Source organism: Lysobacter sp. yr284, assembly GCF_900107375.1.
GTDB lineage: Bacteria > Pseudomonadota > Gammaproteobacteria > Xanthomonadales > Xanthomonadaceae > Lysobacter.
This window is the reverse complement of the sequence record NZ_FNPT01000020.1, coordinates 52,721-65,931: the sequence shown is the minus strand read 5'-3', so window position 1 is coordinate 65,931 and position 13,211 is coordinate 52,721. Positions and strand designations below refer to the sequence as shown.

At 62.6% G+C, this 13,211-nt stretch carries 7 protein-coding genes and 1 pseudogene; all 8 read right to left on the bottom strand.

The genetic code is table 11. The features are described 5' to 3' along the window. Positions 1–88 precede the first annotated feature (88 nt). The 8 genes and pseudogenes from BLV01_RS21040 to BLV01_RS21010 all read right to left on the bottom strand — a co-directional run bounded on the left by BLV01_RS21040 (position 89) and on the right by BLV01_RS21010 (position 13,168). Positions 89–2,509: an ADOP family duplicated permease gene (locus tag BLV01_RS21040; RefSeq protein WP_091804755.1), complete on the bottom strand. Its 2,421-nt coding sequence runs from the start codon at positions 2,507–2,509 to the stop codon at positions 89–91. Next, entirely contained in the window at positions 2,506–3,270 is a 765-nt protein-coding gene (locus tag BLV01_RS21035; protein WP_091804753.1) for an ABC transporter ATP-binding protein, read from the bottom strand. The genes BLV01_RS21040 and BLV01_RS21035 overlap by 4 nt, the downstream gene beginning before the upstream one ends. Positions 3,271–3,379: 109 nt before the next feature. Further along, the gene (locus BLV01_RS21030; RefSeq protein WP_091804749.1) at positions 3,380–4,633 is read right to left on the bottom strand and encodes an efflux RND transporter periplasmic adaptor subunit; all 1,254 of its coding nucleotides are present in this window, start codon (positions 4,631–4,633) and stop codon (positions 3,380–3,382) included. 462 nt (positions 4,634–5,095) lie between these two features. After that, a pseudogene (locus BLV01_RS25800) lies at positions 5,096–5,206 on the bottom strand (LacI family transcriptional regulator); the annotation flags it as partial. Positions 5,207–5,386: 180 nt separating this feature from the next. Next, positions 5,387–5,863 carry a phage integrase central domain-containing protein gene (locus BLV01_RS21020; RefSeq protein WP_217633559.1) on the bottom strand — a complete coding sequence of 159 codons (477 nt, stop codon included), beginning with the start codon at positions 5,861–5,863 and terminating at the stop codon, positions 5,387–5,389. A 1,241-nt stretch (positions 5,864–7,104) separates the two neighbouring features. Further along, positions 7,105–7,335, bottom strand: a complete 231-nt coding sequence (locus tag BLV01_RS25795) for a hypothetical protein (protein WP_139178978.1) — start codon at positions 7,333–7,335, stop codon at positions 7,105–7,107. Positions 7,336–7,674: 339 nt separating this feature from the next. Further along, positions 7,675–9,246 (bottom strand): P-loop NTPase family protein, encoded by a 1,572-nt coding sequence (locus tag BLV01_RS21015; RefSeq protein WP_091804743.1) that lies wholly within the window; start codon positions 9,244–9,246, stop codon positions 7,675–7,677. Further along, positions 9,239–13,168 carry an N-6 DNA methylase gene (locus BLV01_RS21010; protein ID WP_091804737.1) on the bottom strand — a complete coding sequence of 1,310 codons (3,930 nt, stop codon included), beginning with the start codon at positions 13,166–13,168 and terminating at the stop codon, positions 9,239–9,241. Before BLV01_RS21010 ends, BLV01_RS21015 begins: the two co-directional genes overlap by 8 nt. Positions 13,169–13,211 lie beyond the last annotated feature (43 nt).

Below are 13,211 nucleotides of genomic sequence, written 5' to 3'. Positions count from 1 at the left end.
GCGACCGCCATCCGGCGGGTGCTCAGGCGGCGCGACATCGCCGCCCGGGCTGAACAGGAGGGCGCCGGCATCCGCCGGCGCCCCGCGCTCATTCGCCGCGCAGCGCCCGCATCGGCGGGACCCGGCTGGCGCGCCATGCCGGAGGCAGGCAGGCCAGCAAGCCGGCCAACGCCAGGGTCGCGCTCACTCCGACCAGGACGGTCGGGTTCACCGCCTCGCGACCGACTTGCTCCAACACCGAGGACAGCAGTCGCGACATCGCCAGCGCCAGGCCGATCCCGCAGACCAAGCCGATCGCGATCTGCAGCAGGCCATTGCCCAGCACCAGCTTGATCAGTCCGGCGGTCGGCGCCCCCAGGGCCAGCCGCACGCCGAACTCGCGCTCCCGCGCGGCGACCGAAACCGCCATGACGGCATACAGCCCCGCCGCCGCCAGCAACAGCGCCAATCCCGCGAAGATGCCGACCAGCAACAGATTGACCCTCACTTCCGAGGTGGTCGCGCGGACGATGTCCGCCATCGTGTCGACGTTGTAGACCGGCTGGTCCTGGGCGATCTCGGCGACCGCCTTGCGCACGCCATCGCGATATCCGTTCGGATCGCCGTTGACCTTGATCGCGAAGCGCATCGGCTCGAAACGCCGGAACACCTGCATCACCTCGTCCTGGACCTGATTCAGCGGGACGTACAGCACTTCCGGCGCCTCGCCCAGGGGACCGAACTGACGCGTATCGCCGACCACGCCGACGATGCGGGCGGTCCACAGGTTGGCGCCGCTGCCGCGCTGGATGCGCTGCCCCAGCGCGCGCCCGCCGTACCGGGCCTCCGCGAACGCGCGATTGACGATCGCCACCGCTTCGCCGCCTTGCACATCGGTGCGTTCGAACGCGCGGCCTTCCAGCAGCGGCACGCCGAAGAGTTTGAAGAAGCCCGGGTCGATGCCGCGGTACTGCGCGCCGAAGTCCTCTCCGGCCGGCAGGTGCATATCCATGTTGAATTGGCCCAACGGACCGCCCGCGGGCAGATTGGTGGTCGCCGTCACCTCGGTGGTGCCCGGCAACAGGCGCAGCCTCTCCACCAGGCGCCGCGACAGTTCCTGCACCGAAGCGGTGTCCGGATACTTGGCCTGCACCGGCGCCAGCTCGAACGTCAGCACGCCCTGGCTGGCGAAGCCCAGCGGCACTTCAGACAGGCTGTACAGCTTGTGCAGGAACAGCCCCGCAACCGACAACAGCGCGGTCGCCATCGCGACCTGCGCGATCACCAGGATTCGCCCCAGGCGCCCGTTGTGTCGGCCGATGCCGGAGCGGCCGCCCTCGCGCAGTTCGTCGATGGTCGAGGTCGCGCGTCCGCGCCACAGCCCCAGCAACGTGGCCAGCAGTGCGCTCACCACGCCCAGCGCCAGGCCCAGCGGCCAGGACGCCAGGCTCAAGCGCAGGCCCCCGCCCGCCTGCCACTCGGCCGGCATGAAGCCCTGCAACAACGCCAGGCCGAGACTGGCCAAGCCCAGGCCGAGCAATGCGCCGATCACGCCCACCAACAACCCTTCGGCCAACGGCGGAAGCGCCAGGCGCAGGCCCGAAGCGCCGAGCGCCCCGCGCACGGCGGCGTCGTGCGAGCGCGAAAGCGTGCGCAACAGCATCAGGTTGGCGAGGTTCACCAGCGCGATCAGCAGCAGCAGCGACGCGCTGGCGAGGAACATCATCAGTACCGGCCGGCTCTTGGCGTGCAACACCTCTTCCAGTTCCATGGCCGAGAACTTGATCTGGTCCCAATCGCGATTGCCCGCGGCGGCGTACATCGCATGCAGGCGCATATCGACCTGCGAGGCCGCGCCGGGCACGGTGACTCCGTCGGCGAGACGGGCCACCACGCGATAGTTGGTGCCCTCGTCGCTGTCGGTCGGCAACGCGGTCGGCAGCATGATTTCGCCCGCCGCGCCAGGGATCGCGAACCCCTCGGGCAGAACGCCGACGATCGTGTGCGCGGCGCCTTCGACCTGCAGGGCGCTTCCGATCGCATCGTCTCTGCCGGCGAAGCGGCGCTCCCAGAAACCGTGCGTCAGGATCACGACGCGCGGCCCGTTCGGCAAGTCCTCCTGCGCGCTGAAGTTCCGCCCGCGCGCCATCTGCACCCCCAGCGTCGGCAGCAAACCGCGGTCGCCGCGCAGCGCCGACACGACTTCCGGCGTGCCGCTGCTGGAGATGTTCATCGTCGGCGAGTGCGCTTCGAACAGACCCAGCGACTTGATGCCGTCCAATCCGGCCAGATTCCGGTACTGCTCGGGCGAAGCCGAGCGGATCTGGCCGCGCGGCATCGGCCCCACCGCCACCAGGCGCGCCGGCTCGGCGAACGGCAACGGCTTCAACAGAACGCCGTCGATCAGCGTATACACCGCGGCGATGGCTCCAACGCCCAGCGCCAACACGCTCGCGGTCAGCAGCAGGAACCCGGGACGGCGCAAGGCTCCGCGCCACACGCGCCAGACTTCGTTGAGCAGAATGCTCATACGGCGGCCTCCCGGGGCTGGCCGATCAGCGCGTCGAGCCGCTGCTCGTCCTCGCGGCGCAGGCGTACGAAGGTTTCTTCGTCGACGATGCGGCCATCGAACAGGCGCACCTTGCGTTCGGTCAGCTCGGCGTAGCGGACGTCGTGGGTCACCATGCAGATGGTGGCTCCGCCCTTGTGCAGTTCGTCCAGCAGCGCCATCACCGCCTCGCCGTTGCGCGAATCCAGGTTGCCGGTAGGTTCGTCGGCCAGCAGGATCGCCGGCCGGCCGGCCAAGGCGCGGGCCACCGCCACGCGCTGCTGCTGGCCGCCGGACAGCTGCGCGGGATAGTGGCGCGCGCGATGGGCCATGCCCACCCGCTCCAGCGCCTCGGCCACGCGCGTGCGGCGCTCGTTCGCATTCATGTCGCCGCGGTAGGTCAACGGCAGCTCGACGTTTTCCTGCACGGTGAGGTCGCCGATCAGGTTGAACGCCTGGAAGATGAAACCGATCTCCGCGTTGCGCACCTGTGCGCGCGCCGAGGAGCTCAGCGAGGCCACATCGTGGCCGTTGAGCACGAAACTGCCGCTGGTGGCGGTGTCGAGCAGGCCGAGAATCGACAGCAACGTCGTCTTGCCGCAACCCGACGGACCGGAAATGGAGACGTATTCGCCTTTCTTGATCTCCAGGTTCACGTCGCTGAGGGCGTGCGTCTCCACTTCGTCGGTCTGGAATACCTTGCGAATGCCGTTGAGCGCGATGACTGTGTTGGTATCGTTCATGGACGGTCGCCTCTTGATGTTGTCTTGTCGGATTGCGTTGGCGACTCCGGAACGGCTCGGCCAGGACGCAAATTGGGAAATCCGAAGGGCAGTCTTTGCGCCTGCCGCCTCACTTCACGCGAATACGGTCGTACTTGTCCCACTGGCTGGCGTCGGAAAGGATGATCTGGTCTCCCACCTGAAGACCGCGCACCACCTGCACCCTGTCGACCGAAACGGCGCCGAGCTTCACAGGCACGCGCGAAGCGACCTTTCCGGATGCGTCGAGCCGGAACAGGCTGGAATCCCCGTTGGGCTGAGCCAACGCCGGACGGCCGACCGACAGCACGTTGCGCAGCAGCGAGATGCGGATCCGCCCGTCGACGGACAGATCCGGGCGCGCGCCATGGGGCAGCGCTCCCGTCAGGGTCACATCGACTTGCACGCTGCCGCTACGCACCGCCGGATCGATCCGCTCGACCTTGCCTTCGACCGTACCGTTATGGGTGTCGACGGTGACCGGCATGCCCATGGCGACGTCCTTGGCCTGCAGTTCGGACACCTGGAGCCGCGCGATCAGGACATCCGGCCGGGCCACGCGCGCCAGGTTCGTGCCGACGCTGACCTGCACGCCCTCCTGCACCACCACCTCCTGCAACACGCCGTCGATGCCCGCCTTCACGTTCAGCGCATCGGCCTGGCGCTGGCGCAGGATCAGGGTGCTGCGCTGCTGGTCGGCCCGCGCGTTCACCGCTTCCATCTGCGCCTTCATGTTCGCGAAGAATCCGTTCACCCGCTCTTGTTCGATCTTGACGCGTTCGCCCAACTGCTTGAAGACGATCTGCCCCTGGTCGTACTGCACCTGCGAAATCAATTTCAGTTCCACGGCCTTGGTATCGGCTTCGAACTTGACCTGCGCCGAGGCGTAATCGACCTGCGCCTGGGCCAGCCCCGTGCGGCGATCCAGCAGCGTCGAAGCGAGTTCCGCGCGCTTGGCTTCCACATCCGCCTCGGCCGCGGTCGCCTCGGCCTGCGCGTTGCGAAGATTGTCTTCGACCTCCGGATTGCTCAGCCGCATCAGCACCGTATCGGCCTTCACCACGGTCCCCGGCTGGACCAGAATCTCCTGGACCTGGGCAGCGGTGGCCGCGGCCAGCCAGCGGCTGGAGCGCGGCACCAAGGTTCCGCTCGCGCGCACTTCCAGCAGCATGTCGTTGCGCTGGACGGTACCGATCCACAGGCTGGAACGATCGACCTGAGGCAGCGCCGGGCCCAGGCTCCAGATCAGGCCGCCCAACAACACGACCCCCGCGGCGACCGCGGCCACCGTCATGCGGAGCCGGCGGCGTTTTTTCTCTTTCAATGTGTTGTTTACGATATCCATGCCTCGGATAAAGCAAGAAGCATGCCAGCACCAACACGGCAATAAAATATATAAAAATCAATCAGATAAAATCGAATCCGTGGCGGAATCGCGCGTGGCCGTCCGATAGCGGACGGCGCGGCCGAAGCGAGCATCGAATCCGGACGCGTCCCCCGGGGTGGCGACGGGCTTGCGCGTTGGCGATCAGATCGGCCGCCCTGAGCGGCCTTCCGGGCCGGAGCCTACGCCGGGCATCGCCCGCACCGCAGTTCGGTTGCGCCCTTGCTAGGGGCCTGCGACCGACACCGCATCCCGTCGGGCTTGGCGAGAGTTCAACAAGGTCGCCGACATCGCCATGCGCGGGGAACCGCAGGAACATCGTCGTGTCGGCAGCGCTGGCGCATTCCCCGCCACGATCGACCTTCGTCCGGCCGAGGCGTCCGATCGGACGCAGGGCCGGCCCGACCCGCCGCTCGCTGCGTCCTACGACGCGCGCGCCGCGGTCGACCCGGGCGGCATCAGGCTGAAGTCCAGCGACTGCTGATGCCGCACCTCCGCCACCTCGACGATCGCAAGCAGCAGGTTGACGGCGCGCAAGAAGGTTTTTTTAGCTCCAATCCAGAAGCCTCTATCCATGTCCTGCCAGGCTGGCGCTACCGTCCCTGTCACCAGGCGCTTGAGTCGATTTCGCAGCAGGTTATCCGGCACGACGAAGCATCGGAACCACCTTGGAATTGAGCCGCAGTCCGTCCAGATAGTCGGCCCACGCCTGCATCATCTTCTTTCGCTCAACCAAGCGGGCGGTGCGGTTGTAGGCGCGCCCGAGCGGATCCCTGACCGCATGCGCCAATTGCTGTTCGATAGCGAGCGCATCCGGTACGCAGTCTCGGCGACACCGCGCTTCTCCAACTTGCGCAAGGCTGCCAGCAGGGCCGGTGCCGTTACGTCCGTAATCGAGATATCGCCGATGCACGCCAGGTCCTTCTCGATCAAGCGACGTTCCCGCTTTACCGACGCGGGAGTCAGCCCTTCCCTGGTTCGCTTCTCCAGTAGTTCGATGGCGATCGCGCTAAAGGTGGGTTCAGCACGCTCGGTCTGCGCGGCGCGCTCGATACGAGCTACTTGGGCAGGGTTCGCGTCCCCGTTGACCAATGCCTGCAGCCGGTCCCGCTCGGCTCTCGCCTCCCGAGCGAAACGCGTTCGGACAACCACCGGACTAACAGGTCCCACCATCAACCTAAAAGTCAGCATATCTTATTTATATAAATTAATATCATCAAAGTTCATTTATAATATTACGCACAATATTACTCACATTTCCATGACCGCCACGTGGTGACACAGGGTTCAATTTCAGCGGGACACCAGCCACTCCATCTAACTTCACCGATGGCTGGACCGTCAATTCGCTCTGGCTACAATCGGTCCTTACCGACCTAGCAACTGCTCGCGGAATGCAGTCCGCCGCACCCGACCAATTCCACGGCCGGGTCAGTCAGAGCCCTAGAAGCGTCGAGCATGTAGGCCGGAAGCTCATAACGAAATGGCGATTCGTCTCACGAATCCGCGATAGCACTTCAGGAGACATATCCGCGGCATCGGCCTGTGGATCTGTTTAGCTATCAGCGCCACTTCCGAACTTTCGCTGGTCAAAGTCTGCAACGATACGACGGAGATATGGACGCGTAACGAGAAGACGCAAACTGGCCAAATGCCATCGATACGAACACCTGCCGAGGCGTCGCCGGCAACCACAGGGACACGGCAGCTTGTTCGCCACACGTGGACGGACACACAAGGCAGCCAATGCCAGCCTAGTGCTCGCGGGCGTGCTGACGCGCAGAAGCCGCAGGTAGTCTTCCAGAAGACCCGCACTGTAGTGCGGCAGTTCGTTGAACGGCCATCCGACGCCTCCCTTCCTGCGCCATGACGCAGCGTAAGCACCCTGCATCCACACCCTCTCGAACGCGTACTGCTTGCGCTGGGTTAGCATGGACGTCCCACCCTCATGCCTTGTCTCATGGATCGCGCACGCGAGCTGTTTGAACGATTGGAAGCTGGCGGACTGGCCGCACTCGACCGCCTCCTGGCTGAGGAAGAGCCGGAGAGCCTTTTCCTGGATTACAAGCGCTCCGCGACTCCCCCCGGGGGATCCAGGGCTTCATCGCAACGACCGCGAGAACCTCTCGAAAGCACTGTCTGGTTTCGCCAACTCCGAGGGCGCCCTGCTGATCTGGGGCATAGACGCACGTCGGGAAGCCGGAGCACAGCGTGAAGCCATGAACAAGGCACCGGTGGCTCAAGCGGCGGGCTTCCGCACGCTAGTTGAAGGAGCTCTGTCGGGCGAGTCCATTCCCGCACTGTCGAATGCTCGAGTCCTGCATATACTCGAAGGTGCTGGCCCGACTGGCTACGTTGTCGTACTTATCCCCCAGTCGATGATCGGTCCAATCCGGGCGACCCGTACGGATAAGTACCACCTACGCTCTGGGTCATCGTTTAGCATCGTTCCGCACGGCGTTCTTGCCGGCATGTTTGGGCGCGCACCTCAGCCAGTTATCCAACCCAATTTCATTGCCCATTTCACCCAGTTGACCGAGCGCCGTGATGGGATCTCGATTTCGTTCGCTGTCGCCGCTGGCAATTTCGGTGCGGTCCTTGCTAGCAGGGTGTTTTTGTCCGCATGGCTGGGCGAGTTCGCCCAGATTGAGAATGCGGTACATGTGCAGGTTCCGCACGCGGAGGCTTATGATCTACGCCGCGGCCGATTGCCAGGTTTCAGCGTCATCGCAAAGGACGGAGTTGAACTTGCGCCTGGCGGAATTGATGAGCTTTGCAGCATAGTTTTGACTGTCCCATCAACTACCGTCAATCCGTTCGCCTCGATTTCAACTTGGGCGCGCGCGACGCGCCGCCGGTGCGTTTCTCCATCGAGTTCAACGCGGACACGTTGAATGGACTAGCTGAGCGACTGGCCGGGGGACGCCTTCGGACGGACGAGATCTGGGAAACAGATACGCCTTTGATCTGATCGCAAGACAGCACACATGCGAACAGCTTGACTACGATTTTGGAAGCTCGCAAGCCAGGCATGCGGAAAGCTCGATGCACAAATGAAGGGCCGCATACGCCATACCTGAATCGATCCGTGCGCCCTCTTGATGCTGCCCAAAGTCTCCAAAGGCATGGACGGCGTCCAACAAGACATGGGTTCCCTTCGTGACGTACTTCGCACAGGGGGCACTTCTCTCACTACCAGTCATCAACTTCAGGAGAACCACTCGACGCCCCCCTTGGGGGAAGGTCGTCTCCCATTCATCAACCCTCAGCTCATTGTTTCGCTTCCATATCGACATCCAGCCCGAAGGAATTTTCTTGTTCGGAATCTCAGCCGCCCAAATTAGGTCGAACGCCTTGTCTACGATGCCACGCACGTTACTCAGAAAGACGTCGGGATGGTCTGGGAGCTCTTCGGCGCTGCGCTCAAGGTAGCGCTTCAGTGTTGAATCAATACCACTGATTGCCCCAATCCGTCGCTCCAGTACCCCTTTGAGATTCCTTTGGTAGGCATCAGTCGCACCGAACAGCCGCGCGAGCGCACTACCTTCGTTTGGCTGCTCATCAAGATACCTACGAAGCAACCGGCTCGGCCCTTGGAGCTTATTCCCCGCCGAGCGAACAAATCCTCGCTCAAGCAGCGTCTCGGCATCTCCGCTGGCAATGCCGGCACGACTAACGACATCCTCGTCCAGAACACGCCTCAGAAGATCTTGCGAAGAGGGCGAACAATCAAGCCAGAGTGCGTCCAGTTTGTCGAGCAGCGCTGGAAATGCGGAATTACACGCAGCATTAATCACTTCTGGACCAATGGCTTCCTTCGTGACGGCTCCATAAGTCGCGTTCAAGACGCCTAGCATCAAGACGGGGAATCCATTGCTCGCGTTCCAAAGCTCGGTCTCAGCACCTGGGCCGAGTTTCTGCGCAGGTACTGTCGCCAAAATGGCCCCTAAGTCTCTGTCATCGAAGCAACCTACACGAACTGGGGTTGGATCAAATATGTTCCAGAAATCGCTAGTCTGTGCATCGGGATTGCGGATAAGGTCACGCAGGGTGCGCCGACTGGCAGTGATCAGTCGCAAGCTTGATTTGAGCGCAAGTTCCCGCAACTGATCCCACAGATTGCGAGTCAGTTGACCATTGGATAGCGGCTTGTCAAAGCCGTCCATGATCAAGAGAACTTTGACATCTTCATCCTTGAGCAAATCCAGGACTTCGGCTATTTCCTGATAGGGATTGCCCTGCGGGTTCTTGAGATGATCCGCATAGACGGAGAAGCTACCCGCCAGCGCAGCAGACAACTCCCTCGCGAGGTTCTGCATGAAGATCTCGTCAGAACGCGGCGTCTGATGCCCAAGATCCCACAGTACAATCGCCGAGTAAGGCGAACCGATCCTTCGCAGTTGGTTCGCAAGTTCATGTAGAACGACTGTCTTGCCTGCGAATCGAGGGCCAACCATCTGCAAATGATCCGGGGTCGCCTTCGTCAGCGATCCAATTATCCTCTCCAGAATAGCTGCTCGCCCAAGCATAGGTGGAACTATCGTGCCCAAGATCGGAAATTGGCTGTCAGGCATTTTCTTCCTCGGCTTCTGTGCGAACGCGACTGGCAACCACGTCGGCATCCTGTTGTTGTTCGATCCAATCCGCCATCAGCGGAATGGTCAGGCGATACTCGCCATCGCCGATCTCGCCGGAAAGGTCAATTAGCTCCAACTCGCGCAGATAGGTCAGATCGGCATCCAGCGCCTCGTCATCGACATCAACACCCACCTGCGCCAACTGCTCTTGAAGGGTACCGAAGCCGATATGAGTTCCTTGCTTGAGGCTCCGCGCGCAAAGCAGCAGAATCATCTGCCGGCGATGACGGCCAGTCTCCGGGCCTAGGGCGGCGTAGTCCCATAGGCTTGCGAAATGCTCGTTGTCGCGCACCAGATTGGACGCTGCAGCGTTGACCACGCTCACTGTGATCGATCGGCTCTTAGCCTGCACCGCGTAGTCGAACACCCGGTTGCACAAACATTGCATCAGGTATGGATGTCGCGCCGTCACCTCGATCACCCGATCGACGGCCTCCTGGGAGAACGTCAAACGATCTAGGACGGGCTCCACTACCACTTTGCGCGCGCTTTCGGGATCCAGGGCGGTCACCGGAATGCTAGTTCCCAAGCCATACAACGCGGACCAGTACTCCTCTCGCAGGCGCTTGAGACGGCGTGATCCAGTCAGGATGGCCGAGAACTTCGGGTAGCTCTGAATTAGGAATCGGATATTCTCAGGCACCTGCGGTGACGTAACACCGTTATCGATGCCCTCCTGAAGCTTGTCGAACTCGTCGAGCATCAGCACCAGACCCAGGTTCAGAGGCTCCAGCGCGGCCAGAACCCCTTCCAGATAGTCGCGGAAGTCGGCAAAGGGTGACTCGGTACCGATGCCTTCGCGACAGGCTCGCGCAACCCCGAGCGCCGGCTTGCCGGCGGCAAGGATCTGCCCGTTGGGTAGCGGCACTTCGATACGCAACTTGGTCAACGGCGTGGCAATGCTGCGGGCGACCTCACGGAATACCTCCGCCGTAGGCACGCCGACCGCGTGCAAATCGCCTTCAGCTCCCTGCAGGCTGCAATAGACGGCCAACCAGCCCGGGATTGCTGATCGCCCCTCCAAGTGTTTAAGGATGGAGGTCTTACCCGCGCGTCGATTGCCTTCTAGCAGCACGACATTGCCATGGGTTGAGATCTGGCGACTGATCGTGGCAATCAACTCCTCACGACCATAGAAGACGCTGTGCCCGTGCTGCGGCTCTAGTGGGCTGCCGGTCACATAGGGACTACCGCCCAATTCGGGAGCAGGTGCGCCTGCGATTTGCTCGGTCTCTTTGACGCGGATCGCCAGTTCGATTTCATCCTCTACCAGTTGTCCCGACAATGCACGGGCCTGCCACAGCAGCCGCAACGACAGCCTACCGCCTCGCTTGGGCACGTCACCCCGCAAATGGACCGCAAACGCCCCGCGCTCGGTGAGATAGGCGACTTCCGCGACGCCCCAGTCAGGCTGGGTCGCCACGCGAACATTACGAAGCGGCAACGCGCCCGCGTTCTCTAGTTCGACTGAGAACTCGGCAAAGGTGCCCGCAACCAGGGAGTCGGGAGAGATGCGCACCCGCAACCCAACAGCGTTGACCAAGTCGGCCACGGCCGCGCGCAGCCATTCGCGCAATCGCTCGCCGATAGCTCGCGCTTGGGATTCCGTAGGCAGGTGACCAGTGGTCTGCTCCAGCACGGTCTGCACACCGCGCTCGGCCTCCTGCAATACGTTCAACAGTCCAGGTCCGGGCGGTATCTGGGCAACTCCCACCAGCGGTAGCAGGGTCTCTGTAAGCGGCTTCAGCCAACGCACCGCCTGGCTGCCCACTTGTTCCTGATCCAGCCAGCGTCGTGCCCTGCCGGCCAAGACCACAATAGACTCGAAGTGGCTAAGTGCCGGGGTATCGTCCAGTCCACCCACAAACTTGGGCACTTTGCCGTCTAAATCAGCGAGCCACCTTGTCAGGCGGTCCGATTCGTTGCTTTCAGTTGCCTGCGACAGGAAGGTAAGCGCATCGGTGCCGAATTCGCGGAACTGCGCAGCGGCACGGGCCTGCAATTGCAATGGCGGCAACGGGACGGGCAAGTTATTCAGCACCGCTCGATTGAGGTGCTGGATTACTGCGCCGCGCGATTGCGCCGCTAACCAGTTCTGGCAAGCGGGACTGGCCAGGTAGGCCAGCAAGAACCCAGCATCCAGCCTTTCTTGATCTACACGTAGTACGTAAAGGCCGCTTGCTGCGATCGAGCCGACCGCGCCATTTCGCACCAAGGCGGACTTACCGATGGTGCCTGACTTGGACAACAGTACGTCACCGGGCAACAGCGCCCAGCGCTGCTCCTGACTAGCCAACTCCGGCGTCAGCCAGTTAGAAACGCGACCAACCTTGCCTTGGCCCAGATCCTTGATGCGTACATACCCCGCAGCCCGCTCGAAGGGCGGCTCATCAATTAAGTCCGCAGACTTGATTGAGCGTCCCCCGAACACCTCGGCCACTTCCGACAGCGACACTAGCGCACTCGAACTGCCCGATGTCTCTTTGAGGCTGCCCAGCAGTTCATCCAGCCCACCCTTTTCGCGTCGCCGGGGTGACAAGTCCCAATCGGCGGCGGCGAGTTCATCAACACTTACCTCCCAAACGGAACGTGACAATACGCCAGTACCCGGCGCACCTTCAGAGATGCCGGGAGGCAGCTCACGCGGCTGACGCAGCTCGCCGCGAAACACTTCGCTGGCCAGTTGCTCGGCCAGTAGACTTGGAATCACTTGTCCCAATGGACCGGACCGCTGTCCCGGCCCCTTGTGTCCGGACCCGGGCACAAACAAGGCGCTGGCATCGACCATCCGCACCCGGCTGGCACCACCTTGCTTGCTCAGCACGAGCAGACTGCCCTTGACGCTGGTGTATGGCGCGATCGCTCCTGCTGGCAGGCCGATTACTGCCTCTACGTGACCCCGCTCCAATAAGTGGCGCCGGAGGTTACGGTCTCCGCCGCTCCGAAACAAAAAGCCCTCCGGAACTGCAATGACGGCGCGGCCATGCGGCCTTAGCTGCGACAACGCGTGCTGCACAAACAGCCCTGTGCTGTCGCTAGTCGGGATTGCAAAGTGTTGATAGCGCCATGGCTCACGGCTGATCTTGACGCCGATGGGCGGATTCGCCACCACCACATTAAAGCCCTGCCGGCTGGGACTACTAAGCGACTCGCGTTCCAGGCTGTTGCCGAGTTCAAGATTCGGGCTTTCAATGCCTGCGAGCAGCATGCGCGTCAAGCCAATCAGGAAGGCGCCGGCATTCTTCTCGATCCCCGCCACCTCCAGCAAAGCACCCGGTCGGCGCAGTTCCGTGCGGCTGCGCTCGGCTTGCTGCCAGGCGGCCACCAGAAAATTGCCGGACCCGAAGCACGGGTCATACACACGGTCCCCAGGTTGCGGGTTCGCTAACGCCGCAACCAGGCGGGCAATGTCGATTGGCGTGGAAAACTCGCCATCGCGGGCATCACCCGTTTCGGCCATTACCTGGTCAAATACCTCAAGTAGGGCGCGCCGCTCGCTCGGCGTCTCGAAGGGGACTTCGCCCACCCATCGAACTAGGTCGAGTAGATAAACGAAGTCCACCTTCAGCACACGATGCAAAGGGCCTGCTAAGGCGTGCAAGTAGGCCGCCATCGGATCACCTGCGTCACCGCGCAACCCTGTTACGTAGCGAGCAAGCTGGCTCAGCCGATCGGCGATGGACTGCGGTTGTTCGAGACGGGACCAGTGGCGCCATTGAAGCGCCAGTGGCAACAACGGGTGGTGCGAGCGATCCTCGAACGTCGCCATCGCCTCCTGCTCGGCGTCTCGCAGGTCGGTCAAGCGCAGTAGCAGGAACGCCGCGAAGACCTCACGGATGAACGACTTGGGCTCGCCCAACTTACCTCTGAGCGAATCCAAGGCCGCTACCCAATGTGCGGCA